25 protein-coding genes and 1 tRNA gene are annotated in these 25,958 nt (G+C 70.6%); 9 read left to right on the top strand and 17 right to left on the bottom strand.

Annotated features, from left to right (window positions below; genetic code table 11):
* Nucleotides 1–44 precede the first annotated feature (44 nt).
* Nucleotides 45–1,277: a winged helix-turn-helix domain-containing protein gene (locus tag H4J02_RS10250; RefSeq protein ID WP_187674487.1), complete on the top strand. Its 1,233-nt coding sequence runs from the start codon at nt 45–47 to the stop codon at nt 1,275–1,277.
* Here the strand turns inward: H4J02_RS10250 and H4J02_RS10255 are convergent.
* The 7 genes from H4J02_RS10255 to H4J02_RS10285 all read right to left on the bottom strand — a co-directional run bounded on the left by H4J02_RS10255 (nt 1,232) and on the right by H4J02_RS10285 (nt 8,253).
* A complete protein-coding gene (locus H4J02_RS10255) occupies nt 1,232–2,014 on the bottom strand; it encodes an endonuclease/exonuclease/phosphatase family protein (RefSeq protein WP_187674488.1) in 783 nt (260 codons plus the stop codon). The two genes, H4J02_RS10250 and H4J02_RS10255, sit on opposite strands and share 46 nt — an antisense overlap.
* A gap of 104 nt (nt 2,015–2,118) precedes the next feature.
* Nucleotides 2,119–3,009, bottom strand: a complete 891-nt coding sequence (locus H4J02_RS10260) for a M48 family metallopeptidase (protein ID WP_187674489.1) — start codon at nt 3,007–3,009, stop codon at nt 2,119–2,121.
* Nucleotides 3,010–3,080: 71 nt separating this feature from the next.
* Nucleotides 3,081–3,653 carry a LemA family protein gene (locus H4J02_RS10265; RefSeq protein WP_187674490.1) on the bottom strand — a complete coding sequence of 191 codons (573 nt, stop codon included), beginning with the start codon at nt 3,651–3,653 and terminating at the stop codon, nt 3,081–3,083.
* A gap of 74 nt (nt 3,654–3,727) precedes the next feature.
* Nucleotides 3,728–5,074, bottom strand: a complete 1,347-nt coding sequence (locus H4J02_RS10270; protein WP_262406036.1) for a D-arabinono-1,4-lactone oxidase — start codon at nt 5,072–5,074, stop codon at nt 3,728–3,730.
* Complete coding sequence (locus H4J02_RS10275; protein WP_187674491.1) at nt 5,071–6,291, bottom strand: amino acid deaminase/aldolase; 1,221 nt, start codon at nt 6,289–6,291, stop codon at nt 5,071–5,073. The genes H4J02_RS10270 and H4J02_RS10275 overlap by 4 nt, the downstream gene beginning before the upstream one ends.
* A 15-nt stretch (nt 6,292–6,306) precedes the next feature.
* On the bottom strand, nt 6,307–7,602 hold the full coding sequence (locus tag H4J02_RS10280; protein WP_187674492.1) for an MFS transporter: 1,296 nt from the start codon (nt 7,600–7,602) through the stop codon (nt 6,307–6,309).
* A gap of 27 nt (nt 7,603–7,629) precedes the next feature.
* Nucleotides 7,630–8,253 carry a TetR/AcrR family transcriptional regulator gene (locus H4J02_RS10285; protein ID WP_262406277.1) on the bottom strand — a complete coding sequence of 208 codons (624 nt, stop codon included), beginning with the start codon at nt 8,251–8,253 and terminating at the stop codon, nt 7,630–7,632.
* 292 nt (nt 8,254–8,545) lie between these two features.
* On the opposite strand from H4J02_RS10285, the gene H4J02_RS10290 reads away from it, so the two are divergent.
* Nucleotides 8,546–8,619, top strand: a tRNA-Leu gene (locus tag H4J02_RS10290).
* A gap of 15 nt (nt 8,620–8,634) precedes the next feature.
* On the opposite strand, the gene H4J02_RS13940 is transcribed toward H4J02_RS10290, so the two are convergent.
* Nucleotides 8,635–9,024 carry a tyrosine-type recombinase/integrase gene (locus tag H4J02_RS13940; RefSeq protein ID WP_397420130.1) on the bottom strand — a complete coding sequence of 130 codons (390 nt, stop codon included), beginning with the start codon at nt 9,022–9,024 and terminating at the stop codon, nt 8,635–8,637.
* A gap of 253 nt (nt 9,025–9,277) precedes the next feature.
* The gene (locus H4J02_RS10300; protein ID WP_187674495.1) at nt 9,278–9,931 is read right to left on the bottom strand and encodes a TetR/AcrR family transcriptional regulator; all 654 of its coding nucleotides are present in this window, start codon (nt 9,929–9,931) and stop codon (nt 9,278–9,280) included.
* 102 nt (nt 9,932–10,033) lie between these two features.
* On the opposite strand from H4J02_RS10300, the gene H4J02_RS10305 reads away from it, so the two are divergent.
* The 7 genes from H4J02_RS10305 to H4J02_RS10335 are packed head-to-tail and all read left to right on the top strand — an operon-like array spanning nt 10,034 to nt 17,142.
* The gene (locus H4J02_RS10305) at nt 10,034–10,507 is read left to right on the top strand and encodes a GNAT family N-acetyltransferase (RefSeq protein WP_187674496.1); all 474 of its coding nucleotides are present in this window, start codon (nt 10,034–10,036) and stop codon (nt 10,505–10,507) included.
* Nucleotides 10,508–10,524: 17 nt separating this feature from the next.
* Nucleotides 10,525–11,277: an ABC transporter ATP-binding protein gene (locus tag H4J02_RS10310; protein ID WP_187674497.1), complete on the top strand. Its 753-nt coding sequence runs from the start codon at nt 10,525–10,527 to the stop codon at nt 11,275–11,277.
* Nucleotides 11,274–13,787, top strand: a complete 2,514-nt coding sequence (locus tag H4J02_RS10315; protein ID WP_187674498.1) for an FtsX-like permease family protein — start codon at nt 11,274–11,276, stop codon at nt 13,785–13,787. The genes H4J02_RS10310 and H4J02_RS10315 overlap by 4 nt, the downstream gene beginning before the upstream one ends.
* Nucleotides 13,780–15,204, top strand: a complete 1,425-nt coding sequence (locus H4J02_RS10320) for an MFS transporter (protein ID WP_187674499.1) — start codon at nt 13,780–13,782, stop codon at nt 15,202–15,204. The genes H4J02_RS10315 and H4J02_RS10320 overlap by 8 nt, the downstream gene beginning before the upstream one ends.
* Entirely contained in the window at nt 15,201–15,815 is a 615-nt protein-coding gene (locus tag H4J02_RS10325) for an N-acetyltransferase (RefSeq protein WP_187674500.1), read from the top strand. Before H4J02_RS10320 ends, H4J02_RS10325 begins: the two co-directional genes overlap by 4 nt.
* On the top strand, nt 15,812–16,723 hold the full coding sequence (locus H4J02_RS10330) for a class I SAM-dependent methyltransferase (protein WP_187674501.1): 912 nt from the start codon (nt 15,812–15,814) through the stop codon (nt 16,721–16,723). Before H4J02_RS10325 ends, H4J02_RS10330 begins: the two co-directional genes overlap by 4 nt.
* Nucleotides 16,723–17,142: a DUF4440 domain-containing protein gene (locus tag H4J02_RS10335; protein WP_222942169.1), complete on the top strand. Its 420-nt coding sequence runs from the start codon at nt 16,723–16,725 to the stop codon at nt 17,140–17,142. The genes H4J02_RS10330 and H4J02_RS10335 overlap by 1 nt, the downstream gene beginning before the upstream one ends.
* Before the next feature lie 38 nt (nt 17,143–17,180).
* On the opposite strand, the gene H4J02_RS10340 is transcribed toward H4J02_RS10335, so the two are convergent.
* The 8 genes from H4J02_RS10340 to H4J02_RS10375 all read right to left on the bottom strand — a co-directional run bounded on the left by H4J02_RS10340 (nt 17,181) and on the right by H4J02_RS10375 (nt 25,910).
* Nucleotides 17,181–17,357, bottom strand: a complete 177-nt coding sequence (locus H4J02_RS10340; protein ID WP_187674502.1) for a hypothetical protein — start codon at nt 17,355–17,357, stop codon at nt 17,181–17,183.
* A 704-nt stretch (nt 17,358–18,061) separates the two neighbouring features.
* Complete coding sequence (locus tag H4J02_RS10345; RefSeq protein WP_262406037.1) at nt 18,062–19,336, bottom strand: MFS transporter; 1,275 nt, start codon at nt 19,334–19,336, stop codon at nt 18,062–18,064.
* A gap of 103 nt (nt 19,337–19,439) precedes the next feature.
* On the bottom strand, nt 19,440–20,762 hold the full coding sequence (locus H4J02_RS10350; RefSeq protein ID WP_187674504.1) for an NAD(P)/FAD-dependent oxidoreductase: 1,323 nt from the start codon (nt 20,760–20,762) through the stop codon (nt 19,440–19,442).
* A gap of 41 nt (nt 20,763–20,803) precedes the next feature.
* A complete protein-coding gene (locus H4J02_RS10355) occupies nt 20,804–22,066 on the bottom strand; it encodes a S8 family serine peptidase (RefSeq protein WP_187674505.1) in 1,263 nt (420 codons plus the stop codon).
* Between the two features lies 1 nt (nt 22,067).
* Nucleotides 22,068–22,586 carry a DUF501 domain-containing protein gene (locus H4J02_RS10360; RefSeq protein ID WP_187674506.1) on the bottom strand — a complete coding sequence of 173 codons (519 nt, stop codon included), beginning with the start codon at nt 22,584–22,586 and terminating at the stop codon, nt 22,068–22,070.
* Nucleotides 22,583–23,095, bottom strand: coding sequence for a septum formation initiator family protein (locus H4J02_RS10365; protein ID WP_262406038.1), 513 nt, complete (start codon nt 23,093–23,095; stop codon nt 22,583–22,585). Before H4J02_RS10365 ends, H4J02_RS10360 begins: the two co-directional genes overlap by 4 nt.
* A 200-nt stretch (nt 23,096–23,295) precedes the next feature.
* Nucleotides 23,296–24,567, bottom strand: coding sequence for a phosphopyruvate hydratase (gene eno / locus H4J02_RS10370; RefSeq protein ID WP_187674507.1), 1,272 nt, complete (start codon nt 24,565–24,567; stop codon nt 23,296–23,298).
* A gap of 83 nt (nt 24,568–24,650) precedes the next feature.
* Complete coding sequence (locus H4J02_RS10375) at nt 24,651–25,910, bottom strand: HisS family protein (protein WP_222942249.1); 1,260 nt, start codon at nt 25,908–25,910, stop codon at nt 24,651–24,653.
* Between the last annotated feature and the right edge of the window lie 48 nt (nt 25,911–25,958).

Genomic DNA, 25,958 nt, shown 5'->3' on the forward strand with positions numbered 1-25,958 from the left:
CCCGGGAGCGCTCGCGGTCGGAGGCGGCGGCTAGGGTCGCATCCGTGGTCGACAGCATCTCCCCCGCCGCCGCGCGCCGGATCGCGCTCGCGGCGCAGGGCTTCGGCCGCGGGCGCCCGGACGCGGTCGGCACCCGCCAGCTCAACCTCCTGCTCGAGCGCATCGGGCTGCTGCAGCTCGACTCCGTCAACGTGCTCGAGCGCAGCCACTACCTGCCCGTGTTCGCGCGGCTGGGCGCCTACGACAAGGCGCTCCTCGACCGGCTGACGTTCGCGAGGAGGGGCCCGTACCGCGAGTACTGGGCGCACGAGGCCGCGCTCATCCCGCTCGATGACTGGCCGCTGTTCCGGTTCCGCATGCAGGACTTCCGCGACTACTACGCCCGCACCGCCGACCCGTGGCTCGCCGCCCACGCCGACACGCTCGCGTGGCTGCGGTCGGAGCTCGCCGAGAAGGGACCGCTGCCTGCGTCGAAGATCGAGCGCGACGCCGCCGCGCCCCGACGCGGCAGCTGGTGGGAGTGGGACGAGGTGAAGCGCGGTCTCGAGCGCATGTTCCGCGTCGGCGACGTCGTCTCGGCGGGGCGCTCGGGCTTCGAGCGCACCTACGCCCTCCCCGAGCACGTCATGCCGGAGGGCCTCTGGGAGCGCGAGGTGCCGCGCGAGGAGGCCGTTCACCAGCTCATGGAGCGCGCGGCACGCGCCCACGGCATCGGCACGCTCTCCGACCTCGCCGACTACTACCGCCTCAAGACGGTCGACGCGAAGCCCGCCCTCGAGCGACTCGTCGACGAGGGCGTCGTGCGCCGCGTCGAGGTGCCGGGCTGGAAGAAGGCGGCATTCCTGCACCGCGACGCCCGCATCCCGCGGCGCATCGAGGCCACGGCCCTGCTCAGCCCCTTCGACCCCGTCGTGTGGGAGCGCGAGCGGGCGCTGCGCATGTTCGGCTTCCACTACCGCATCGAGATCTACACGCCCGCGCCCAAGCGCGTGTACGGGTACTACACGCTGCCCGTGCTCGTCGATGAGGCGCTCGTCGGCCGCATCGACCTCAAGAACGATCGCAAGCGCGGCGTGCTGCGCGTGCAGTCGGCGTGGCGCGAGGAGGGCGTGACGGATGCCGTGGCCGAGCGCATCGTGCCGGCCCTGCGAGAGCTCGCGGCGTGGCAGGGGCTGGGCGAACTCGAGGTCGTCGACCGCGGCGACCTCGCACGTGCGGTGGCGGCGGAAGCTCAGGCGCCCCTCGTCGACCAGCCGATCTCGGTCACGACCGGGTAGTGGTCCGAGGGCGGCAGGCCGCCCGGCTCGTCGCGCACGATCCACGTGCGGTGCGCCCGCGCGCCCAGGTAGCCGGGCGTGTAGAGGATGTGGTCGATGTGCCGGTCGTACTGGTCGACGGCCTCGGCGGGCGCGAAGCGGTTGGTCGAGCTGAGCGTGCGCGGGTCGGTGTCGTGCTCGGCGGCGTCCCACGCGTCGAGCAGCAGCAGCCCCTTGAGCGGCTGCTGCGTGCGGTCGTAGTTGAGGTCGGCGAGCAGGATGCTCGGGAGGGCGCGCGTGGAGGCGTCCTCGCGCACGAGCCGCTGCAGGTAGTTCACCTGCAGGGTCGTCTCGACGACGCGGTCGGGCTCCCAGCTCGTCGCACCCACGACGACGCGCAGCGGGCCCTCCGGATGCGCGACGCGCGCGAGCAGCGCCGCGTTCTCCCGCCCGTCGCTCGGCAGGCTCGCTCGCAGTACGCGCGTGATCGGCCAGCGGCTGACGAGCCCGAGGCCCATCGTGACGCCCTCCTGCTCGGCGTACTCGGCGGGGTCGGGCACGGGCGGGAGGCCGACGGGTACGAAGGCGGCGTGGAACCCGAGCGCCTCCGCGATGACGTCGGCCTGCGTGCGGCCCTCCTCGCCCCAGCACTCCTGGATGCCGAGCAGGTCGGGTTGCTGCTCCTCCACGAGCTGCAGGATGCCGGGCTCGCGTTCGGCCCAATTGCCGCCGAAGCGCCACCAGGTGTTCCAGGTCATCGCGCGGAGTGTTCCCACCTCTGGCACGCTACGCCCGCCGGCGCGCGACCTGAACCCCTTGCGGCGGCGCGGATGCCGTGCTCTGCGAGGGCGGGCGCGGCGGGCTAGAAGCGGTCCGCGCTGCCGAGCAGCCGCGAGATGCGGTCGTCGATCGGCGGATGCGTCGCGAACAGCCGCTGCATGAAGCCCGGCTTGTTGGGGTCGGAGATCCACAGGTGCGACATCGAGGAGTTCGTGCGCGCGACGGGACGTCCGTAGACCTTGAGCTTCTCGAGGGCGCGGGCGAGCGCCTCCGGGTGCCGCGTCGTGAGCGCGCCCGTGGCATCCGCGAGGTACTCCCGCTGACGCGACACCGCCGCCTGGACGACAGCCGCCAAGAGGGGCGCGATGATGACGGCGACGAGGCCGATGACGAGCATGACGATCGCGGCGGGGCCGCTGTTGTTGTTGGAGCGCCCGCGCCCGCCGAAGATCGTGACGCGCAGGGCGATGTCGGCGAGCAGACCGATCGCGACGACGAGGCCGAAGACGATGAGCGAGACGCGGATGTCGTAGTTCTTGACGTGCCCGAGCTCGTGCGCCATCACGCCCTGGAGCTCGGCGTCATCCATGATCTGCAGGAGGCCGGTCGTCGCGGCCACGACCGCGTGCTCCGGGTCGCGGCCCGTCGCGAATGCGTTGGGCGCCGGGTCGTCGATGACGTAGACCTTCGGCATCGGCAGGCCCTCGGTGATCGCGAGGTTCTCGACGACGCGGTAGAGCCGCGGGTTGTCCCACTTCGAGATCTCGACCGCGCCCGTGAGCGCGAGCGTCTCGCTCGTCGCCGCGAAGTACTGGATGACGGCGTAGACCGCAGCCCCGACGAGGGTCAGCCCCGCGATCCACCAGTTGTCGGTGATCCACGCCGTGAGCGCGCCGAGGGCGCCGATGATCACGATGAAGATCGCGATGATCAGCACGGTGTTGCGCTTGTTCGCGGCGATGGCGGAGTACATGGGGGTTTCCGGGTTACTTGAGGCGATCGAGGAGCGCGCCGCGCAGCGGCACGCGTCTCGAGATCACCGAATCAGAATTGCACGCGCGGCGGCTCGGCGATGGCTGCGGCATCCGCGACCTCGAAGAACTCGCGCTCGGTGAAGCCGAGCCCGCGCACGAAGAGGGTGTTCGGGAACAGCTTGATGCGCGTGTTGAGCTCGCGCACGCCGCCGTTGTAGAAGCGGCGCGAGGCCTGGATCTTGTCCTCGGTGTCGACGAGCTCGCCCTGCAGCTGCAGGAAGTTCTGGTTCGCCTGCAGCTGCGGGTAGGCCTCGGCGACGGCGAAGATCGACTTGAGGGCGTTCTGGAACAGGCCCTCCGCCTGCGCCGCCTCGGCGGGTGTCGAGGCGTTGACGGTCGCGGCGCGGGCGGCAGTCACCTGCTCGAACACGCCCTTCTCGTGGGCCGCGTAGCCCTTGACCGTCTCGATGAGGTTCGGGATGAGGTCGGCGCGCCGCTTGAGCTGCACCGTGATGTCGCTCCACGCCTCGTCGACGCGCACGTTGAGCTTCACGAGTCCGTTGTAGGTCGACCAGAGGTAGATGCCTGCGATCACGACGACGAGGACGACGAGACCGATGACGACGAGCGCGATGGGGTCCATATCCGCATCCTACGGCGAGGCGGCATCCGCCCACCCGCCCGTTCGCTGTGGGCAAGCGGCCCTTCGCCGCGGCTCTACGCCCCCAGCACGCGGTCGAGGTAGGCGTTGCGGAAGGTGCGGTCGGGGTCGAGCCGGTCGCGCACCTTGAGGAAGTCGCCGAACCGCGGGTAGCGCTCCGCGAAGATCGACGCGTCGAGGTAGTGCATCTTGCCCCAGTGCGGCCGTCCGCCGTGCGCGAGGAAGATCTGCTCCGCGGCGCGGAAGTACTCCTCCGGGTCGTCGCGCAGGTAGCGGTGCACGGCGATGTAGCCCGACTCGCGCCCGTGCGCGGTCGAGAGCCAGTTCTCGTCGGGTGCGGCGGCACGCACCTCGACGGGGAACGAGATGCGCCATCCGGATGCGTCGATCATCGCGCGCAGCTCGTGCAGCGCCGCGGGGATCTCGTCGAGCGGCAGCGCGTACTCCATCTCGCGGAAGCGCACGCGACGCGGGGCCGTGAACACCTCGTAGGAGTAGTCGGTGTACTCGCGGTCGCCGTAGACCCTCGTGGCGAGGCGGTTGATCGAGGGGGTGATCTTCGGCGCCAGGTGGCCGACGTTGCACATCGCGGCGAGCGCGCCGTTCGACATGACCTCCTCCTCGATCCAGTTCGCGAAGCCGCCCACGGGGGCGCGGCCTGCGTCGAGCGGCAACCGCGTGTTGGTCTTCGTCATCACGCGATCGGTGTGCGGCCACCAGTAGAGCTCGAAGTGGTCGGCGGCCTCGACGCGCGCACGGAACTCGTCGATGACCTCGAAGGGCTCGGGATGCTCCACCGCCTTGAGCAGGTACGCGGGCACGCACTGGATCTCGAGCTCGACGAGGACGCCGAGCGCACCGAGGCCCAGGCGCACGGCGGGGAGCAGCTCGGCGTTCTCGCGCTCGTTGACGCGCAGGATCGAGCCGTCGCCCGTCACGAGCACGGCGCCCGTGATGGTCGTCGCGAGGCCGCCGAACGCGAGCCCCGTGCCGTGGGTGCCCGTCGACGTGGCGCCCGCGATCGACTGGCGATCGATGTCGCCCATGTTCTGCAGCGCGAGGCCCCACGGCGCGAGCAGCTCGGGCAGCTGGTAGAGGCGCGTGCCCGCGGCGAGCGTCACCCGGCCGGTCTCCGAGTTCGCCGTGACGACCCCCTGCAGTCGGTCGAGGTCGACGAGGATGCCGTCGGTCGCGGCGATCGCCGTGAAGCTGTGGCCCGCCCCGACGGTCTTGACCGGCATCCCGCGCTCACGCGCCGTGCGCACGACCGCCTGCACCTCGGCGACGGTCGACGGCGAGGCGCGGAACGCGGGGCGCGACGCCTCGGACCGGCCCCAGTTGCGCCACGCGCCGGACGCGCGCAGCGGGGCCTGCGTCGTGCGGCCCTCCGTCGTCGCCGTCACAGGAACACCTTCCCTTCGCCGCGGTACGTCGGGATCCGGTCGAGGATGCGGCCGTCCTCCACCAGCAGGAACTCGTTCAGGTGCTCGGAGAGCTCGCCCGCCTTGACGTGGCGGAAGAACACGCGGTCGCCGATCTTGAGGTCGGCGGCCGCGGGTCCCGTGACGGGCGTCTGCACCTCGCCGGCCTCCTCGCGCGGCAGGTACTTGAGCCCCTCGGGCCACGCGGGCCGCGGCAGTCGGTCCTGTCCGGGCGGGCCGGATGCGATCCATCCGCCGCCCAGCACGGTCGCGATGTCGGCGGTGGGCCGCCGCACGACGCTCAGCGCGAAGGACGCCGCGGGCGCGGGCTGGAAGTGCTCGTAGCCGTCGAAGAGCAGCGGCCCGAAGAGGCCGGAACCGGCCGCGATCTCGGTGACCGAGGTGTCGTCGTGGGTCGACTCGAGCGAGCCCGTGCCGCCGCCGTTGACGAACTCGAGGTCGACGATCTTGCGCACCTCGGCGACGGCGGCTCCGCGGCGCTCGCGCAGCTCGGCCGCCGACGCCTTCTGCATGGCGCGCACAGCGACATTCGACATGCCCTGGTTGCCGACGCCCGCGATCTGCGCCTCGTAGGCCATCATCCCCACGAGCGAGAAGCCCTTGCGCTTGACGATCGCGGCGGCGAGCGAGGCGGCCTCGGCGACCTCGTGCACGGGCGAGCGACGCACGCCCACGTGGCCGAGCACGGGGTTGCGGTACGAGGCGTCGAGCTCGAGGCACACGCGGATGGTGGCGCGCTGGTCGGGCGGCGCGATGCGGTCGACGAGGTCGAGGTGCTTGAGCGAGTCGACCATGAGGGTCACGCGCGAGGCGAGCTGCTCATCCGCTGCGAGGCGTGCGATCGCGAGGCTGTCGGCCGTCGGGTAGCCGACCACGACGTCGTCGTGCGTCTCGGCGAGCCACAGCGCCTCGGGCAGCGTGTAGGCGAGGATGCCGCGATACCCCGGCAGGGCGAGCACGGCATCCAGCACCCCGCGCACGCGCACCGACTTGCTCGCGACGCGGATGGGCGTGCCCTGGGCGCGCGCGAGCATGTCGTGCGCGTTCGCGGCGAGCGCCTCGACCGAGATCACGCCGTACGGCGGCTCGATGCCGTCGGTCGCGGCGGCGAGCTTCGGCCACCACTCGGCCGGGGTCTGCCACGGCCGGTCGGTGCGGGGTTCGAGCGCGAGGGTCACGGGGCTGCTCCTGGACTACTTGACGTCGCGCACGAGCGAGACGACGACGGCGCCGAGGATCGCGGCGAGCGCCGACAGCATGAACACGCCGCGGAAGCCGTCGAACGACGCGACGACGAGGGCGCCCAGCAGCGGGGCCAGGGCTTGCGGCACCTGGAACGCGATGTTCATGATGCCGAGGTCCTTGCCGCGGTCGTGCGGGTCGGGCAGCACCTGGGTGGCGAGGGCCTGGTCGACCGCGAGGAACGCGCCGTAGCCGAGGCCGAGGAGGCCTCCGGCGACGAAGGTGGCCTCGTAGCTCGGCGCGAACACGAGCACGAACGCCGCGATCGCCTGGGCGAGCGAGCCCCAGATGACGAAGACCTTGCGGCGGGCGAGGCGGTCAGACAGGTAGCCGACGGCGAGGGCCGAGATCACGACGCAGATGAGGTAGACGACGATGAGCGGCAGGAGCGCGTCATCCGCCTTGTCGATGCCGATGTCGAGGCCGAACGCGAGGTAGTAGAGCAGCAGGCCCGTGCCGAGTGCGTTGCCCGTGTTGACGAGCACGCGGCTCACGAGCGTCCACGCGAAGTCGGGGTGCTTGCGCGGGGAGATCCAGAGACCGCGCACGAGGGCGGCGCCCGAGAACTCCGGACGCTGCTCGCGCGTGATCGGGATCTCCTTCGTGACGAGCACGACCGGCACGACGAGGATGAGCAGGCCGACCGCCATCGTGAGGTAGCCGGGCAGCATCTCCGACTGGAACAACTCGGTGATGATGAGCACGCCGAGGATGATGCCGACGGCCTGCGGGGCCGACATCCAGCCCGACACGAAGCCGCGCTGGCGCACCGGCACGAGGTCGGAGATGAGCGCCGTGAGGGCGGAGGCGAGCACGCAGAAGCCGACGATCGCGAGCGACCACAGAACCGCCACGGCGACGATGTCGGATGCGACGCCGAGGCCCGTGAGCGCGAGGGCGAAGAGCACAGCGCCGCCGATGATCCACGGGCGACGGCGGCCGAGCCGCGAGGTCGTGCGGTCGGAGAGGAAGCCCGTGACGGGGAACGCGACGATCGCGCACGCACCCGCGATGCCCGAGATCGTGCCGAAGGCGAGCACCGCAGGGATCCACTCCTCGGCGCCGACGCCGATGCCCGTGCCCTCGGCGACCTGCAGCGGCAGCAGCACCTGGAACGGGCCGAGCTGCGCCATCCACACGCCGAGCCAGGCGGCGGCGAAGGCGGTGATCCAGCGTCCGGTGACCGCGCGCTGCGGTTCGGCGAACGCGGCCGGCGCACCGGTGGTGGTGTACTGCGGTGTCGTCATGGCGGCTCCCGGGATTCGTGGTGGAGATCAGGCGGACGGGGCGGATGTGGCTGCGGATGCGGATGCGGGCTCCGCGAACGGCGCGAGGGCTCTCGCGGCGAGGTCGATGGTGCGCTCGGCGGCGACGTCGTCGCGGTCGGCGAGCCAGCCGAGCGTCACGCCGTCGGTGATCGTGACGACGAGGCGCGCGAGCTCGGCGACGGGCACGGTCCAGCGGATGCCGAGATGGGCCTCGGCGGCGCTCAGGATCTGGGCCGCGAGGCCGTGGTAGCGCGCGTACTGCTCGGGCGGCAGGTCGGAGAGGTCGGGCGTGCGCAGCGCGTACTGCGTGAGCTCGAACATGGCCTGCTCGCGCCCGGGTGCCGCGCGCACGTGGTCGAGGTAGGCGGTGAGGGTGCGGCGGATGGCGTCGGCCGGGTCGACCGCGTCGGCGAGCAGGGCCGCGAGCGCGGCATCCCCCTCCCCCTCGACGACGAGCTCGACGACGTCGCGCAGCAGCTCGTCGCGCGACGGGACGGCGTAGTGGAAGCTGCCGAGCGGCATCCCCGCCTCGGCCACGATCGCGCGCGTCGTGGCGGCGTGCACCCCGTCGCGTTCGACGACGACGAGTGCCGCGCGGGCGAGCGCCGCCCGACGTTCGGATGCCGACATCCGTGCCACGCGCGCCCCCTCTCCCCTGCGAGCCCGAAGTTGGTCAAGTGTCCCAGACACGCGACCAGGACACCAATCCCCCCGTTGTGGTGCGGGCGCGCGCACCCGGTGCTCGAGGAGCGCCGACCCCCAGGTGGTCGAGGAGCGCCGCGCAGCGCCCCACCCCAGGTGGTCGAGGAGCGCCGCGCAGCGACGCGTCTCGAGACCACCGAACCGGCAGTAACGCCCCCTCAACCCCCACAGGACGGGTCGAAACTGCCGTCACACCCCCGCCCGGGCAGAATGAACCCACGCCCTCGTAGCCCAATCGGCAGAGGCAGGCGACTTAAAATCGCCTCAGTCTGGGTTCGAATCCCAGCGAGGGCACGCGGAGCGTGTGGCCTACTTTCCTTTATTTCCGGGGCAGAGCGACCACGGGAGCCCCCTCGCCCCCACCGAGCCCCCACATTTCCCCCACAGCTGCAGCGGAGCGCGGTCGAGCGCCTCGGCGACGGTGTCCTGGTCGCTCTCGAAGAGGTCGGCGTAGGTGTCGAGCGTCATGGCCGCGGATTTGTGCCCCAGCATCCGCTGCACGGCCTTGACGTTCGCGCCCGCGGAGATTGCGAGCGAAGCGGAGGTGTGCCGCAGGTCGTGGAGGGTGAGCGTCGGGAAGGTGGGGTCGATCTCCTTGGCCGCGGCGATCGCGCGGACGTACCAGCCGCCGTTGCTGGTGGGACGTCGCAGGTGGTTCGTCCCGTTTCCGAAGTTGCCATGGCGATGACCCAGCTCCACCCGATGTACCGGTGAGGACGGTCGCCTCTCTTCCGCCGGAGGAGTTGTACGGCCCCCAGCAGGAGTGCGTACGACACCGTGATGGCGTGGATGAGGATCAGCGGGTCCCAACGTTCGAGCATGGCGCGAGGTTACTGAGCCACGGCCGCGTGACGGCGGTGGCGGAGGGGAGCGGCGGTGAGCATGTCAACCTTTCGGTCGGTGCGGCGCGGTTGAGTACCGAACCTGGCGAGGCGAGGTGGTGGGAGCGGCGTCAGACCGAGCGGCCGGCGCGGGTCATCGCGTCGGCGAACCCGTCGAGGAGCAGCTCGAGACCGTATTCGAATTCGGCCGCGTCATCCTGCGTGAAAAGGATGGGGCTGACTTCGGTGACAAGCGGAAGCAGTTTGCCCGTCGTCGGTGTGTCGATGGTGTCCCGACTGTCCGAGGTGACGGCACGTGCGTCGGGTGCGAAGTACCCGCCGAGTTCGATGTCGATGGTGCCGAGAGAGTACGCGGCGAGAGCGCGGTAGCAGCGGGCGGTGCTGAGTTCGTCGAAGCCTGCGCGGCGGAAGCTGCGGAAACCTGCTTCGACGAAAGCCAGCGCGTCGGGGGTGTGCGGAGGAAAGCGATTGATGAGCCGCGCAGCGTTCGGGTGACGCATCGCCACGTGCCGCACGGACCGCATGATGAAGCGCATTGCGTCACGCCAGTGCACCTCCTCGGGCGGAGTCTCCACCTCCGCCATGAGAAGCTGCGCGACTCCGTCCAGCAGCGCCTCGCGGTCGGGGAAGTAGGTGTAGAGACCCATTGGCGAAGAGCCGAGATGCTGTGCCAACTTCCGCATCGTCAGCGCGTCGATGCCCTCGGCGTCGATGACGTCCAGTGCCGCTTGCGCGATGGCCCGCTGTGAGAGCTTTTCTGCCATTGTCTGTACCTCCTGCTTGACAGCGTACATCGTACGCTCCAGTATGTACCTCGTATCCGTACAACGTACGGGCCTACCGGAACAGCGTAAGGAGAGGTCACCATGGTGGAAATCAGGGAAGCTACCCCCGTCGACGCCTCAGTGCTCGACGAGATGGTGCGTGAACTCGCGGCGCACGAGGACTCGCTCGAGCACGTGCATGTGGACGCCGATGCGTGGCGGCGCCTTCTCGTACGGCCGGACGTGACCGTGCTGATCGCGGAATCCGACGGGGCCGTGATCGGGTTCACCTCGACGGTGCGCCGCTTGCACCTGTGGAGCGGGGGCGACCTGCTGGCGCTGGACGACCTCTACGTCCGCCCCGAGCACCGCGACAAGGGAGTCGGCGGCGCGCTGATGTCCGCGGTCGCCCGGCTCGCCGCCCGCGATGGCCTCTCCGTCATCTGGGGAGTGCGCTTGGACAACCACTCCGGGCAGCGGTTCTACGCCCGCCTCGGCGCCACCCTCAACACCAAGATGACCGCCAGCTGGACACCCGACAGCTACCGCCGCCATCTCACCACGACCGCCCGCTGATCAGAAACGACGAAGCCATGACGTTCCAGCACGCCATCGAGGCCACCGGCCTCGTCAAGACCTACGGCACGGGACCCACCGCGGTCCGCGCCCTCGACCACGCGTCCCTCAGCATCGGCCGCGGTCGATTCACCGCCATCATGGGCCCGTCCGGCTCCGGCAAGTCCACTCTCATGCACGCCATGGCGGGACTCGACACCGTCGACGCCGGCAGCATCCGGCTCGGCGACCTTGAACTGGTCGGGCTGAGCGAGAAGAAGCGGACGCTGTTGCGCCGCACTCGCATCGGCTTCATCTTCCAGTCGTACAACCTCATACCCGCTCTCACCGCCAAGGAGAACATCGAGCTGCCCCTGCGCCTAGCCGGTAAGAAAGCCGACAGCGGTTGGTTGCTTGAGCTCGCCACCACCCTCGGGATCGCCGACCGGCTCACCCATCGCCCTTCCGAGCTGTCCGGGGGACAGCAGCAGCGCGTCGCCGTGGCCCGCGCCCTCGCTGCCCGCCCCGAGGTCGTCTTCGCCGATGAACCCACCGGTGCGCTGGACTCCCGCGCCAGCACGGCGCTGCTGACCTTCCTCCGTCGTGCCGCGCACGACCTGGGGCAGACCATCGTCATGGTCACCCACGATCCGGTCGCCGCCGGCTACGCCGACAGGGTGGACTTCCTCTCGGACGGGCGGGTCGTGGACGGATTCGACAGCCCGACTGCCGCGTCCGTGCTCGACCGGATGGCTCGGTTCGACATGGAGCGCGACGAGGTGTCAGCATGATTCGGTTCGCGTTCGCGCAGGTTCTCGCGCACCGGGTCCGACTGGTACTGACGGTCGTCGCCGTCATGCTCGGGGTCTCCTTCGTCTCCGGCGGCCTCGTGCTCAGCGACACCGCCCAGGAGCTGTTCGACGACCAGTTCGCCACCGCCACCGCCGGGACCGACGTGACAGTGCGCACGGCGACTGCCTTCGACTCCGGCATGGGCGTCGAGGTCGAACGCGACCCGATGCCGCCCAGCGTCCTCGCCGACGTCACCGCGCTCGACGAGGTCACCACGGCGGTGCCCGTCGCGAAGGGGACCGCCCGGCTGCAGCAGCAGGGAACGGACCTCGGCAGCTTCCAGTTGACCACCTGGGTCGACGAGCCCATCGGGTCCTACCCGCTCCTCGAGGGCAACGCGCCGAACCGACTCGGCGACGTCGTCATCGACAAGGCCGCCGCGACCACGCTCGGCCTAAGCATCGGCGACACTCTCACCGTCGCTGGGGCAGAAGCGGTGGACGCGCACATCGTCGGGCTAGCAGGGTTCGGCGACAGCGACGGACCGCCGGTCGGGTCCGTCGCGCTCACCACTCTGGCCACCGCTCAGCAGGTGCTGGCAGTGGGGGACGGGCACAGTGAGATTCTCGTCACCTCGGACCTTCCCGTCGTGGAGATCCAGAGTGTGCTGGCGAACGAGCTCGGCTCCGACATTCAGGTCGCCACTGCCCAGGACCTCGCCGCCGCGGGCGCTGAACAGGCCGCCTCCAACCTGGAAATGCTGCAGATCGTGCTGGTTGCGATGAGCGTGGCCGCCCTCATCATCGGCGCCTTCCTCATCGCCAACACCTTCAGCATCGTCATCTCCCAGCGAACCCGCGAGCTCGCCATCGTCCGGGCCGCCGGTGCTACCGGAAAGCAGGTGCTCGCCTCCGTGCTGGTGGAGGCCCTCATCGTCGGAGCGGTCGCCTCCGCCGCAGGCGTCGCCCTCGGAATCGTCAGCACCTACGGCCTACGCGCCCTCGCCCGTACCTTCGACGTGAGCATCCCAGACGGCGACCTCATGATCCTGCCTCGGACCATCATCATCGCGGTCGCAGTCGGCGTGGCCGTCACCGTGGTCGCCGCGATTGGGCCCGCCCGACGGGCCGCTGCGGTCTCACCGCTGGCGGCGATGCGCGCGAGCGCCGCCGAGGCGCGAGGTGTCGGGCGCTCCCGCAGCATCGCGGGAGCAGCCCTGCTGGCGGTCGGGGCAGCCGGTTCGGCTGCACCCTCCTTCGGCGCCCCGATGCTCCTGTTGGGTGCAGGGCTCGTGCTCGCACTCGTCGGCGTCGTCATGGTCGCTCCGCTCGCACTGCGCCCCGTGGTCGCACTGGTCGGGCGCGCCGGCGCTCGCACGGTCCCCGGACAGCTGGCGCGCGACGCCGCCCTGCTCGCGCCGCGCCGCACCGCCGCAACGGTCATGGCTCTGGCGTTCGGACTTGCCCTGATGGTGTTCGTGTCAATCGTCGGCGACTCCGTGAAGACAGCGACCGGTGCGCAGTACCGCGAAGTCATCTCCGCCGACGTCGTCATCGAAAGCGCCGGCCAGGAGATGCTCGGCGGCGTGCACTCGGCCGTGTACGACGAGGTCGTGGAGATCGCCGAAGTCGGCGACGCGACACGGCTGAAATACGGGCACTGGAAGGACGGCAAGACAACCAGCGCGCTTACCGGCCTCGACCCTGACGCCATCTTCACGGTCGCTCGCATCCAGATGGTGGACGGGGACATCGCGGACCTCAACGACGGCGGCGTGGTCATCGCCGAACGAGTCGCCACGGACCGGGACCTCACCGTGGGCGACCAGCTTCCGATGACGTTCGCTCGCACCGGCGAGCAGCGGCTCCCCATCGTGGGAATCATCAAAGACAGGCCGGCGCAAGCCCTTCAGACGGACTACTTCGTCTCCCTCGACACCTACGCCGCGCTCTTCACCGAAGACATGGACGCCAGCATCTTCGTGCTCGCCGGTGACGAGACCACCCCCGCAGAGCTCACCACGGCGCTGCAGGCGGCATTGGAAGGCCACCCGACGGTGCAGGTGCGCGACCAGGCCGCCGTCATCGCTGGCCGCACGCAGACCGTGGACCAGATCCTCGGCCTGGTGACAGTGCTTCTCGCTTTCGCCATGGTCATCGCCGTACTCGGCATCGCGAACACCCTCGCCCTGTCGATCCTGGAACGCACTCGAGAGATCGGCCTGCTCCGCTCCATGGGAATGTCCCGCGGATCGGTCGCGCTGATGGTGCAGGCCGAAGCCGTCATCGTAGCCGTCGCTGCGGTCGTGACCGGTCTCGTGCTGGGTGTCGCCGGAAGCTTCGCGGCGGTTGGTGCGCTGTCCACCATCGCTCCGCTCAGCATCATGATCCCCGTGCCGCAGCTGTTCGTCATCGCCGGGATCGTGGCGGTAGCGGGGCTGCTGGCTGGCCTGGCCCCTGCCCGGCGGGCGGCCGGGCTCCCCGTCCTGGAGGCCCTCGCTCATGCGTGAACGAACCCGCCTGTACGTGCTCATCGCGGCGCAATTCGTGGTCATGCTCGACACCGCCGTCCTCAACGTCGCGCTGCCGACCATCGGGAGGGCGCTGTCGATGGACCCCGTGGCCACAGCATGGCTGCTGAACGCGTACTTCCTCGTGTTCGGCGGGTGCCTGCTTGTCGCAGGCCGCGCCGCCGACGTCTTTGGCCGACGCCGCATGTTCCTCATCGGCGCCGCACTCATGGTCGCCGGAGCGGCAATCGGGCTCACCAGCTCGACTGCGGCCACCCTCATCGCCGCCCGCCTGGTGCAGGCGCCGGGCGCCGCGGCGCTCAGCCCGGCGGCGATGTCGATGATCCTTGCGTCCACTGACGGGCAGGCTCGGGCGCGCGCCATGAGCGCGTGGGGTGCCGCATCGACGGTGGGCGGAGCGACTGGCGTCGCGGTGGGCGGTCTGGTCACCGCGGCGCTAGGGTGGCCGGCCATCTTCGGGCTCACCGGGGGTGTGGCCGCGCTGGTCCTCGCTTTCGGGTTCTGGCTCCTTCCCGCCGGCGGACCCGGACCGCGGCGGCCATTCGACGGTCCGGGCGCCACGCTGGTGACCGCTGCGGCGTTCGCCATCGCGTTCGCCGTGCTCTCCGTCCCGCAACAGGGCTGGCTGTCCGCCCCGGTCCTCACCGCGGCGGTGTGCTCGGTGATCCTGGTCGGGCTGCTCGTCATCCGCGAACGCCGTGCCCCGGACCCGCTGTTCCCCGGCACGGTGATGGGAAGCGCCCGCGTGGCGGTGACGCTGGTCGTGAACCTGCTGGGTGGTGCCGCGCGGATTGCATCGTTCGTGCTGGTGGCGTTCCTCCTGCAGCGCGTCCTGCGCATGGAGCCGGGCCCGGCGGGGATGGCGATGCTTCCCAGTTCGCTCATCGGGTTCGCTGTCAGCGTCGCCGTGTTGCCGAAGTTGCTTGCTCGATTCGGGCCGGAACGTGTCGTCACCGCCGGCTGCGTCTCCCTTACCGCCGCACACCTCATCTTCGCCGCAGCCGCTCCCGGCAGCTCGTATGCCGTGCAGGTGCTGCCTGGGCTCGCCCTGGCCGCGGCTGGCGTGGCGCTGAGCTTCACACCCACCACGCTGATCCTTGCCCGCGAGGTCAGTCGCCGCGACGCCGGCGTGGGCTCGGGACTGGCGTCGGCCAGCGCCCAGCTCGGTGGGATGTTCGGTATCGCGGTGTTCGGCGCGGTTGACGCCGCCGCCACAGCAACGACGGGCTCTGCCGCCGGCGTGTCCGCTGCGTTCATCGTCGCCGCGGCTTTCGCCGCTGGTGCCGGTGTCCTGATGGTGGTCCAGCTGCGGTGGGACCGGCGGGCCATCCGCGTCGAACATGAAATCCCGGCGAGCCTGTTGGATCGTCCGGCTCGTCAGGCGGCCGCGCAATGAGCGACACGAACGGTGCCGTGCCGCACGTGCGACGAGTCGGCAGCGACGATCTGGCGACCATCGCGGACACCCTGGCCGCGGCGTTCATCGACTACCCGTGGACACGATGGACCGTCCCGGGCTCCGAACACGACCTGCCACGGCTCCGGAGGTTGCAGGAGGCCTATCTCACCGCCTTCGCGCTCCCGTACGGCGCCATCTGGGCGACCTTGGACCTGAAATCGGTAGCAGTGTTCGTGCGCAACCCGGCAGCTACACCCGAGACGGCGGACTGGGACCGCATCACCTTCCTGCACGGCAGCGACGGCATCGCACGCGTTGAGCAGCACGAGCAGGCCGCCGCACCGCTCCGCCCTCATCACGACTGGACTCTGGCGACCGTCGGCACCCATCCCGACTACCAGGGCCGCGGATACGGTGCAGCCGTCATCACCGCAGGGCTTGCCGACCTCGACGCACATGGCGGAACCTGCCTTCTCGAGACCTCCACCGACGACAACATCCGTCTCTACCAGCGCCTCGGCTTCCAAACGGTCACCACGGTGGCCGCTCTCGCGGGCAGCCCGCCGGTCACGATCATGCTCCGGCGCCGCAGCGGACCGGCATCATGAGCACGCCCGTCGTCCAAGCCGCGCTCAGAAGGGCGACGGAGTGGGAACGTCTCGCGCTATCGGAGATCGGGGACGGTCAGGCCGTCGCAGCGTTCGCCATCCCACCCACGTACCTGCTGGAAGCGGTGCGCTCCGTAGACGAGGCGGAATCCGCTCGTCTGCGGCGGGAAATGCGCGAGCGTTCGGACTCGCCCAGCGCACTTCTCACGGACCGGTTCGTTCGGTGGCTGCTGCGCCGGAACCAATTCCTGCCGCTCGACCCCCGCACGCGCCGACGGATCCAGGACACCTACGACCGGGGCTTCCTACGCGCACTGCGGCTCCACGAGCATGCGACCCGGCGCGACCTCGCCGGCCTGATCGAGGACCACGGCAACGCGCTCCGGTCGCTGGTTACCGATATCACCGGCGGAGCGCCGCGGGACGTCGTCTCCGGCGAATACAGCCCCGCCACGCAACTGGCCGTGCTCGGACTCACCATGGCTTCCGTCCGTGGCCCGGTCCTCGACATCGGCAGCGGTGAACATGCCCTCCTGGTCCACCACCTGCGGTCAGCGGGAGTGGAAGCGCACGGCATCGACCACCTCGCGGACGGCGCGATGCAGGCGGACTGGCTCACCTTCGATCCCGGACGCAACCGGTGGGCGACGATCACCGCGCACCACTCCTTCACCCTGCATTTCCGCCACCACCATCACCGCGCGGACGCCGGCGACACCGCATCGGCGTATGCCGAGGCCTTCATGCGATACCTGTTCGCACTCGAAGTTGGGGGCACTTTCGCGTACGCGCCAGCCGTCCCCTTCTTTGAAGCGCTCCTTCCTCCCGACCGCTGGCTGGCCCGGCCAACCGCCCGGATCCTCAACGGTGTGACGACCACCTCAACGCAGATCACCCGGAGGTACTGATGAACTCGCCCGATCTCGTCTCTTTCATGCCCGCCCGTGCTGCCGCGCCCGACGGCTACCGGGGCGCGCTGGACGCCTACATCGCAGGAACCAACACACACGACTTCGACCACGTCCGCCCGCTGCTCCACCCGGATGTCGTCTTCCGATTCAGCGACACCGACTGCACCACGCTGCTCGCCGCCCAGCACTATTTCGAGAACACCTGGTCGGTCGTCCAAGACGAGCACTACGAAGCAGTCGACGTCGCGTGGCGGGTTCCGACTCCGACAACCGCCATCGCGTCCTACACCTACCGATGGGCGGGAGTCATCGACGGCGAACGCCGGAGCGGCAGCGGACGCGCCACGAACGTCTTCGTCACCGGTACCGACGGCCGCTGGGTGCTCGCACACGAACACCTCAGCCCAGCCCCTTGACGACTCCTTCTCGAAGGTCGCGCCCGGTTCTGCAGCAGCTAGACGCCTGATGCGGGGCGACGCTCTGGCGTCGGTACCGGTGCACGCACGCCGAGCTGCGCCCACGCGTCGGCGAGCATCCGCACGCCCTGCTCGAGCTCCTCGGGCGGGCTGGTCATGGGCAGGCGGAGGAAGCGCTCGAGGGAGCCGTCGATGGAGAACTTCGGGCCGGGCACGAGCGACATCGTCGGTGGCCACTATTGGCATACGACGGAGTCGTACAACGCGGGAGACACCGCCCGAATACGGGCATTGTTGGAGTACATCGCCGCGTCAGAGTGCGTCTCTCTGGTGGCCGTGCAAACGGACGTCATCAACGGCGATCTGGAGCACGCCCGGAGAGAGTGCCTCGCCGGCCTCTTGGCCGCCCTTTCGCAAGCCGGCGTGCGGCTAGTGGTACTCGAGCGAAGGCGAACTCAAGCGGAGCGCAACGCAGATTCGGCGCTTATACGACGGCTCGTGGTCAGCCAGCGAGCCGGACGCGTCGAGGCGGTCCAGGCAACCCCTTCCGCCGAGGAGTTACTCTGGGCACCCGACGTCGTGGGCTGGGCGATGCGCCGTGACCTCGCTACCGGCGATCCGGTGTGGTTCGATACCGTCGAGTCGTGCGTTCAGGTTGTGCACGCCTGCGACGGGTTTCGCCTTAACGCGAAGAGGCCGGATCATGCCGCAGCAGTTGATTCCGGCCCCGACGAATCCACCGTCCTTGCGGATAGGGGGAAGCGACGTTCTTCGCGTTCAAGTGTGCCACTCAAGCGCGACCCATCGCAACGCCTCTCGGCCTTTCTCAGTGAGCTCTCACATGCGACGTCACGTGAGACATATGCGGCGACTCGCGCATGGATTCTCGAGGAGTTCCCGCCGTAGTGCAGCAGGTGAGCTACTTCACTTTCGCGACGAGCGCGATGACCGCGGCGCCGATGGCGGTGAGGAAGCCGGCGAGCAGGAAGAGCCCGGAGAAGCCGCCGACCGCGGCGACGATGAGGGCACCGAGGAGCGGCGCCATCGCGACCGGCACCTGGTAGGCGACGTTCATGATGCCGAGGTCCTTGGCGCGGTGGTGCGCGTGCGGGATCACCTGGGTGGCGAGCGCCTGGCCCGCGGAGAGGTAGGCGCCGTAGCCGAGGCCGAGGAAGACCGCCGCGGCGAAGGTGATCGTGTAGTCGGTGAAGAAGGCGAGCACGAGCGCCGACAGAGCCTGCAGCAGCGCGCCCCAGATCACGAACACTTTGCGGCGCGCGATGCGGTCGGAGACGCGGCCGAGGATGAGCGCCGACGCGACGACGCACACGAGGTAGACGACGATGAGCGGCAGGAAGGCCTGGCGGGCCTGGTCGCCGAACTCGAGCTCGTGCGCGATGTAGTAGAGCAGCAGGCCCGTGCCGAGCGCGTTGCCGGCGTTCACGAGGAAGCCGCTCACCCAGGTCCAGGCGAAGTCGGGGTGCTTCTTGGGCGAGACCCACATGCCCGCGAGGAGCGACCCGGCGGGGCGCTGGTCGGCCGTGATGGGCGTCTCCTTGACGAACAGCATCACCGGCACGACGAGCACGACGAGCGCGACGGCGAGCACGACGTAGCCGACGGTCACCGTCGTGAACACGAGCGTGAAGAGCACGGCGCCGAGGATGATGCCGACGGCGCGGGGCGACGACAGCCACCCCGAGACCCAGCCGCGCTGGCGCACCGGCACCTGGTCGTTGATCAGCGCCGTGAGGGCGGCGACGACGGCGCTGAAGCCGACGAGCGCGAGCGCCCAGAGCACCGTGATGAGCACGAGGCCCTGCACGAAGCCGAGCGCGAGGAGCCCGACGGCGAACAGGATCGAGCCGCCGAGGATCCACGGGCGGCGGCGCCCCAGCTTCGAGGTCGTGCGGTCGGACAGGTAGCCCGCGATCGGGAACGACAGGATCATCGCGGCGCCCGCGATGCCCGACACGACGCCGAAGGCGACCACCGGGTCCGTCCAGTTCGCGGTGCCGTCGACCTCGGCTGCGACCTGCAGCGGCAGGGCGACGCGGAACGGCCCCAGCTGCCCCATCCAGACGCCGACCCAGGCGGCGGCGAAGGCGGCGATCCAGGCGCCGGTGACGGCCCGCTGGGGCTCCACGAACGGCGCGACGGACGGGGGCGTGGACACGGATGCGGCGTGCGACACGGCGACTCCTCTTCTTCGAGCAGACCTCCACTGTCGCAACATTCGAACGGCCCGTCGCCCCCCAGAGAGAGGGTGCGACGGGCCGTCCAGTAGAACGAGTGCGTTACGCCTTGGGGCGCGACGCGAAGGTCTCGAAGGCCTCGCGCGGCACGTCGCGTGCCGGGATGCCGACGAGGTCGCGCTGGAACAGGAAGTTGACGATCCAGTTGCCGAACACGCGCGCCTTGCGCTCCCACATGGGCATCGCGAAGCCGTGGTAGCCGCGGTGCATGAACCAGGCGATGAAGCCCTTGATGGCGAGCTTCTTGTACTGGTACACGCCGCGGTAGAGGCCGATGCCGGCGACCGCGCCGAGGTTCTTGTGGAAGTACTCGACGGGGGCGTCGCCGCGGATCTCCGCCACGAGGTTCTTCGCGAGCAGCTTGCCCTGACGCACGGCGTGCTGGGCGTTCGGCACGCAGAAGCCGCCGACGCCGGCACCCGTGAGGTCGGGCACGGCGGCCACGTCGCCCGCGGTCCACGCGTCCGGCACGACGTTCCCGTTCTCGTCGATGACGCGCAGGTCGGCCTGGGCCCGGATGCGGCCGCGCTCCTCGAGCGGAAGGTCGGTTCCGCGCACGACCGGGTTGGCCATGACGCCCGCCGTCCACACGATGAGGTCGGACTCGAAGGTCTCGCCCGTGGAGAGCTCGATCTTGCCGTCGACGGCGCTCACGAGCTGGGTGTCGAGGTGCACCTGGGCGCCGCGGCTGTCGAGCTCGCGGAGCACCCAGTGGCTCGTCGGCAGCGACACCTCGGGCATGATGCGGCCCATCGCCTCGATGAGGTGGAAGTGGGTGTCGTCGAAGGTGAGGGTGTCGTACGCGCCGACGAGCGAGCTCGCGAGGCTGCGCAGCTCGCCGAACACCTCGATGCCCGCGAAGCCGCCGCCGACGACGGTGACCGTGAGCAGGCGGTCGCGCTCGGGACCGGCGGGGAGGTTCGACGCCTTCGCGAAGTTGTCGGTGAGGCGGTCGCGGATCGACGCGGCCTCCTCGATCGTCTTGAGGCCGATGGCCTCGTCGGCGACGCCGGGGATCGGGAAGGTGCGCGAGACGGCGCCCGCGGTGACGACGATCGTGTCGTAGTCGACGGTCCACGGCTCGCCGACGGCGGGCGTGAGCTCGGCCGTCTTGCTGGCGTGGTCGATCTTGGTGACCTTGGCCGTGATGACCTTCGTCTTCTTGAGGTGGCGCCGGTGGGCGACGACCGCGTGGCGGGGCTCGATCGAGCCGGCGGCGACCTCGGGCAGGAACGGCTGGTAGGTCATGTAGGGCAGCGGGTCGACGATCGTGACCTCGGCCTCTCCGCGGCGCAGATGCTTCTGCAGCTTCTTGGCGGTGTAGAAGCCGGCGTAGCCGCCGCCGACGATCAGGATCTTGCGCACGCTGGGGGCACTCCTCGCTGGGGGAAAAAGTCGCCTCCAATCTACCGTGCGCCGCGACCCCGTCTGTACGAGATGACGAGACCGGCCAGGAACCCGCCGACGATGAACGCCACGAGCAGCACGCCGAGCAGCGGTGCGCCGACCCGACTGAGCAGCATGGGGCTCGGAAGCAGCACGCCCACGGGGTCGAACGGGCGCGCGGTGCGCTCCTCGCGTGTGACCGGCGCGGGGCCGGGACGGATGCCGGTCTCGCCTCCCTCGTGGGGCCGGTTGACGCGGATCCACTCCGCGAGGTCGCCCATGGGGTTCTCGTCGACGGGGGCGACCTGGGCGCGCACCGCGGCATCCGCGTCGAGCAGGCCGAAGCCGTAGGCGACGTCGGGCCCGGGCTCCCCCGCGTCGCGCGCCGTCGAGGTGATGCGGTTGATGACGTCGGCTGCGCCGAGCTCCGGATGCGCCGCGCGCACGAGCGCGACGACTCCCGACACGATGGGAGCCGCACCGCTCGTGCCGCTCCACCTGACGTGGCTTCCGTCGGGCATGACGCCGACGAGGCTCTCGCTCGGCGCGGCGACGCCGATCGTGACGCCCTGCGTCGAGGCGTTGTGGCTCGGGGCGCCCGAGGTATCGACGCCCGCGACCGTGAGCACGCCGGGCATCGTGGCGGGGGCTCCCACGACATCCGTTCCGGAACCGCGGTTGCCGGCGGCCGCGACGACGACGACCTCGTGCTCGGCGGCGTAGCCGAACGCGTCGTCCCAGCTGACGGGCCAGTCGAGGGTGTTGCGCGTGAGCGACATGTTGATGACGTCGGCGCCGTTGTCGACCGCCCAGCGCACGGCGTCGGCGATCTGGTCGTCGGAGTCGTCGCCGAAGCCGATCGAGATCGCGAGCACCGACGCCTCGGGTGCGCTGCCGATGACGCCGGAGCCGTCGCCCGTGCCGCGGCCGGCCGCGAGCGACGCGACGAGGGTGCCGTGGTGTCCGTCCTCCCCGACGGGCGCGCGGCCGTCGGACGAGCCCTCTCCCGAGACATCGGTGCCACCGACGACCGCGCCCTGCAGCTCGCGGGGGTTCGCGACCCCCGTGTCGATGACGGCGATCGTGACGCCCGCCCCGCGCGTCACCTGCCAGGCGCTGCGGATGCCGTACGCGTCGAGCCAGTACTCGGCGTCGCGCACGGCGTCGGCGGGGGCGTGGGGTGCGTGCGGCGCGTGCGGCGCCGCCGCCGCGGGGGCGACGGATGCCGTGCTCGCGACGGCGATGGCGAGCGCGACGGCCGTGAGCGCGCGACGCCGCGGCATGTCAGCCCTCGAGGGCCGCGCCCGGCTCGGCGCACTCGCAGCGGTCGGGCGACCAGCTCGCGCGCGCGAGGGCCGCGTCGCCGACGGGGTTGACGCCCGGGCCGGCCGCGAGGGAGTGCGCGGCGAGGGCGTGCAGGCACTTGACGCGGTCGGGCATGCCGCCCGCCGAGAAGCCCGCGATCTCCGGTACGACCTCGATGCTCTCGCGGTCGGCGAGGTAGGAGGCGTGCGCGGCGCGGTAGGCGTCCGCGGTCTCGCCCTCGAGCTCGGCGGCGAGCTCAAGCATGACGCCCGTCGCCTCGAGCGTCGACAGCGCGGCGGTCGCCGCGGGATGCGACAGGTAGTAGAGCGTCGGGAAGGGCGTGCCGTCGGGCAGGCGCGGGCTCGTCGCGACGACGGTGGGGTTGCCGCACACACAGCGCGCGGCGATGCCGATGACGCCGCGCGCGGGGCGTCCGAGCTGGCGCGACACGACCGCGACCTCGGCGTCGGTGGGCGGTGTGAAGGGCGGGCGGGTCATCCGGCGTTCCCCTGGTTCGGGCTCTCGAGCTGGTCGGGCGTGGCCTCGGTGAGGCCCGCGGTGTACACCGACGAGAGCAGGGCGGTGACCCAGTCGACGCGCGTCGTCTCGATGCTGTCGCTGATGGGCTGACCGTCCGTGACGGTCGGGGCGTCGCGGTCGGCGATCACGAGGTAGGCCGTGTCGCCCGGGTAGATGTAGTACAGGCGGTCGCGGGCCTGCGACTCGATGTAGGCGGGGTCGCTCCAGCGGGCCACCTCGGCGTTGATGTCGTCGAGCTCCTGCTGGGCGCGGTCGACCTCTGCCTCGAGCTGGGCGATCTGCTGCCGCTGCTCGACGAGGGTCTTGAGCTGCGGCGCGAGCACGACGAGGGCCGCGACGATGAGCGCGAGCACCGTGAGCGCGAACCCGGAGAGCCGGAAGTTGCGCAGCCACAGCGCGGCGCGCGGCGGCTCCGCCATGGCGACGGCCACGCGCTCGGCGCGCGGCGTGCGACTCTTCGGGCTCACTCCCCCAGGCTAAGCGACGTGCCCCGTCCCCGACGTCAGGCCGAGCGCGCCGCGCAGCTCGCACCGCAGGGAGACACAGCAGCAGGAGCGGCGGATTCCTTTGCGAGTCGCTGGCATCGGGCCGGGCGGGAGCGCGCCGTCCAGGCGCGCGGGGGCATGCGACTCGCGAAGGGATCCGCCGCTCCTGCGGCGTCAGAGGGTTACGCGCGGAACGCCGCACGACCCGCGTAGACCGCGGCGTCGCCCAGCTCCTCCTCGATGCGCAGCAGCTGGTTGTACTTCGCGACACGCTCGGAGCGGGCGGGGGCGCCGGTCTTGATCTGGCCGGCATCCGTCGCGACGGCGAGGTCGGCGATCGTGGTGTCCTCGGTCTCGCCGGAGCGGTGCGAGAGGATCGCGGTGTAGCCGTGGCGCTGGGCCTTGGAGACGGCGTCGAGGGTCTCGGTGAGGGTTCCGATCTGGTTGACCTTCACGAGGATCGAGTTGCCGGCGCCGCGGTCGAGGCCGGTCTGCAGACGCGCGGGGTTGGTGACGAACAGATCGTCGCCGACGAGCTGCACCTTGCCGCCGAGCTGCGAGGTGAGGGCGACCCAGGCGTCCCAGTCGTCTTCGGCGAGCGGGTCCTCGATGGTGAGGATCGGGTAGTCGGCGATGAGCTTCGCGTAGTACTCGATCATCTGGTCGCCGCTGAGCTCCTGGCCCTCGTAGCGGTAGACGCCATTCTCGAAGAACTCGGTCGACGCGACGTCGAGGCCGAGCGCGATCTGGTCGCCCATCGTGAAGCCCGCCTTCTCGACGGCGCCCGTGATGAAGTCGAGCGCCTCGCGCGCGGTCGCGAGATCGGGGGCGAAGCCGCCCTCGTCGCCGAGGCCGGTCGCGTAGCCGTTCGCCTTGAGCTCCGACTTGAGGGCGTGGTAGACCTCGGCACCCCAGCGGAGGGCCTCGCGGAAGGTGGGGGCGCCGACCGGGAGCATCATGATCTCCTGCGCGTCGAGGCCGTTGTCGGCGTGCGCGCCGCCGTTGATGATGTTCATGAGCGGCACGGGGAGGGTGTGTGCGTTGGGGCCGCCGAGGTAGCGGAAGAGCGGCAGATCGGCCGAGTCGGCGGCGGCCTTCGCGACGGCGAGCGAGACGCCGAGGATGGCGTTGGCGCCGAGGCGCGACTTGTTGTCGGTGCCGTCGGCGGCGATGAGCTCGGCGTCGACGAGGCGCTGGTCGGAGGCCTCGAAGCCCTCGATGGCGGGTCCGAGCACGTCGAGCACGCCGTCGACGGCCTTCTCGACGCCCTTGCCCAGGTAGCGGCCCTTGTCGCCGTCGCGGAGCTCGTAGGCCTCGAACGCGCCGGTGGAGGCGCCGGAGGGGACTGCGGCACGGCTGACGGTGCCGTCTTCGAGGAGCACCTCGACCTCGACGGTCGGGTTGCCTCGGGAGTCGAGGATCTCGCGGGCGCCGACGGCCTCGATTGCAGACACTGGGGAACTCCTTAGGGGTGTGGTGTTGCGGGCGAACGCCCACGGCGATCCTACCGACCCCCGTGGTCTCGAGACGCGTCGGACTAGCTCAGCGGGCGGAGGTCGAGGTCGTCGACGGATGCGGGGGCGTCGGCCCCGAGGAACGCGAAGCTCGTGAAGCCCTGCTCCGCGAGGCCCTCGAGCTGCAGCTTGGTGTTCTTGGCGCGCTTGACGAGGCGGGCGCGGTCGCCGCGGCCGACGAGCGCCGTCTGCAGCGCGAGCAGGGTGCCGAGCGGCGCATCCGTGTCGTGCACGAGTGCGACGGCCGCTCCCCCGGTGGCGGCGGGCGGCTCGACGAGCTCGACGAGGCGCTCGAAGCCGAGCGAGAAGCCCGTGGCGGGCACGTCGCTTCCGAGGAAGCGGCCGATCATGCCGTCGTAGCGGCCTCCGCCGCCGAGCGAGTAGGGCACGCTCGGGTGCGCGAGCTCGAAGATGGGACCCGTGTAGTAGCCCATGCCGCGCACGAGGAACGGGTCGAAGACGAGCGGGGCTGCGTCCTCGCCGCGCGCCTGCGCGACGGCGTCGCCGATCGCGACGAGCCCCGCGACGACGACGTCGTCGGCGCCCTCGGGCAGGGCCTTGCGGATGGCGCGCTCGCCGAACCGTAGGAACTCGCGCGTCTGCGGGCGCGTGAGGAACGCGCGGAACGCCTCGACGGCATCCGCGTCGGCCCCGCGCTCGCGGAGCTCGGCGATGACGCCGTCGGGGCCGAGCTTGTCGAGCTTGTCGATCGTGATGAGCACCTCGTCGTGGGTCTCGGGCGCGAAGCCGAAGCCCGTGAGCATGCCGATGAGCAGCCGGCGGTCGTTGACGCGGATGGTCGCGTCGCGCAGGCCGAGAGAGTCGACCGTCGCGAGGGATGCGACGAGCAGCTCCGCCTCGGCCTGGATGCCCGGCTCGCCGATGATGTCGATGTCGCACTGCACGAACTGGCGGTAGCGGCCCTTCTGCGGGCGCTCGGCACGCCAGACGGGCGCGACCTGGATGGCACGGAAGACGGCGGGCAGCTCGGCGCGGTGGGTCGCGTAGAAGCGCGCGAGCGGCACGGTGAGGTCGAAGCGGAGGCCGAGGTCGACGAGGTCGAGCGGTGTCTCGGCGGCCTGCAGGTCGTCGCGCGTGAGTCCGCGCTTCTGCACGCCGAACGCGAGCTTCTCGTTGTCTCCGCCGAGGCCGGCGTGCAGGCGGCTCGAGTCCTCCATGACGGGCGTCTCGATCTCGTCGAAGCCGTGCGCGCGGTAGGACTCCTTGATCACCTGGAGCACGCGCTCACGGCGCGCCTTCTCTGCCGGGGGGAAGTCCCGCATCCCGCGGGGAGGGTTCACCTGCGTTGCCACCCGTCGATTGTGTCAGGT

Origin of the sequence: Protaetiibacter sp. SSC-01, from assembly GCF_014483895.1 — a bacterium.
In the GTDB taxonomy this organism is placed as follows: domain Bacteria; phylum Actinomycetota; class Actinomycetes; order Actinomycetales; family Microbacteriaceae; genus Homoserinibacter.

Coding starts and splice junctions, on each gene's coding strand:
- H4J02_RS10255 (WP_187674488.1), bottom strand. CDS start 2,014: ATGACCTGGAACACCTGGTGGCGCTTCGGCGGCAATTGGGCCGAACGC.
- H4J02_RS10260 (WP_187674489.1), bottom strand. CDS start 3,009: ATGTACTCCGCCATCGCCGCGAACAAGCGCAACACCGTGCTGATCATC.
- H4J02_RS10265 (WP_187674490.1), bottom strand. CDS start 3,653: ATGGACCCCATCGCGCTCGTCGTCATCGGTCTCGTCGTCCTCGTCGTC.
- H4J02_RS10280 (WP_187674492.1), bottom strand. CDS start 7,602: ATGACGACACCGCAGTACACCACCACCGGTGCGCCGGCCGCGTTCGCC.
- H4J02_RS10285 (WP_262406277.1), bottom strand. CDS start 8,253: ATGTCGGCATCCGAACGTCGGGCGGCGCTCGCCCGCGCGGCACTCGTC.
- H4J02_RS10300 (WP_187674495.1), bottom strand. CDS start 9,931: ATGGCAGAAAAGCTCTCACAGCGGGCCATCGCGCAAGCGGCACTGGAC.
- H4J02_RS10305 (WP_187674496.1), top strand. CDS start 10,034: ATGGTGGAAATCAGGGAAGCTACCCCCGTCGACGCCTCAGTGCTCGAC.
- H4J02_RS10310 (WP_187674497.1), top strand. CDS start 10,525: ATGACGTTCCAGCACGCCATCGAGGCCACCGGCCTCGTCAAGACCTAC.
- H4J02_RS10315 (WP_187674498.1), top strand. CDS start 11,274: ATGATTCGGTTCGCGTTCGCGCAGGTTCTCGCGCACCGGGTCCGACTG.
- H4J02_RS10320 (WP_187674499.1), top strand. CDS start 13,780: ATGCGTGAACGAACCCGCCTGTACGTGCTCATCGCGGCGCAATTCGTG.
- H4J02_RS10325 (WP_187674500.1), top strand. CDS start 15,201: ATGAGCGACACGAACGGTGCCGTGCCGCACGTGCGACGAGTCGGCAGC.
- H4J02_RS10330 (WP_187674501.1), top strand. CDS start 15,812: ATGAGCACGCCCGTCGTCCAAGCCGCGCTCAGAAGGGCGACGGAGTGG.
- H4J02_RS10335 (WP_222942169.1), top strand. CDS start 16,723: ATGAACTCGCCCGATCTCGTCTCTTTCATGCCCGCCCGTGCTGCCGCG.
- H4J02_RS10355 (WP_187674505.1), bottom strand. CDS start 22,066: ATGCCGCGGCGTCGCGCGCTCACGGCCGTCGCGCTCGCCATCGCCGTC.
- H4J02_RS10360 (WP_187674506.1), bottom strand. CDS start 22,586: ATGACCCGCCCGCCCTTCACACCGCCCACCGACGCCGAGGTCGCGGTC.
- H4J02_RS10375 (WP_222942249.1), bottom strand. CDS start 25,910: ATGCGGGACTTCCCCCCGGCAGAGAAGGCGCGCCGTGAGCGCGTGCTC.